Origin of the sequence: Achromobacter sp. SIMBA_011, assembly GCF_046535435.1 — a bacterium.
In the GTDB taxonomy this organism is placed as follows: Bacteria; Pseudomonadota; Gammaproteobacteria; order Burkholderiales; family Burkholderiaceae_B; genus Achromobacter; species Achromobacter dolens.
Map to the genome: position 1 here is coordinate 1 of NZ_JAWRWN010000116.1, position 367 is coordinate 367.

Annotated in this window: 1 protein-coding gene; it reads left to right on the forward strand. The window is 59.1% G+C overall.

Annotated elements, in window-relative coordinates; translation table 11 throughout:
• Window positions 1-49: 49 nt before the first annotated feature.
• The coding region (locus tag SB816_RS30170) for a GNAT family N-acetyltransferase (RefSeq protein ID WP_410548013.1) at window positions 50-367 on the forward strand (318 nt) is incomplete at its 3' end.

Consider the following 367-nt stretch of genomic DNA (forward strand, 5'->3'; position numbering starts at 1 on the left):
GCCTGGCCGAAGCATACCTCTCCTGATGCAACGAGTTTAGGACAATGAGATGAGCGACAGTTTTCTCTACACATCGGTCAAGAATCCGCTCGCAACCCCGCTGCTGGAGGAGTTGCTGTTCGAATATGACAGCCGCTACGGCACATATTTCAATGCGGAAGGCGCCAGGGCGGAAATGAACAAATATCCGCCGGAGGCGTTCAGCCCGCCATCGGGCAATTTCCTGTTGCTCCTGCGCGGCGGCAGGGCGATCGCCGGCGGTGCCTTCATGCGTTACGACGAGGAAACCGCCGAGTTCAAGCGTGTCTGGACCCATTCGGCCCACCGCCGGCAGGGGCTTGCCAAAATCGTGCTTCAGGAGCTGGAG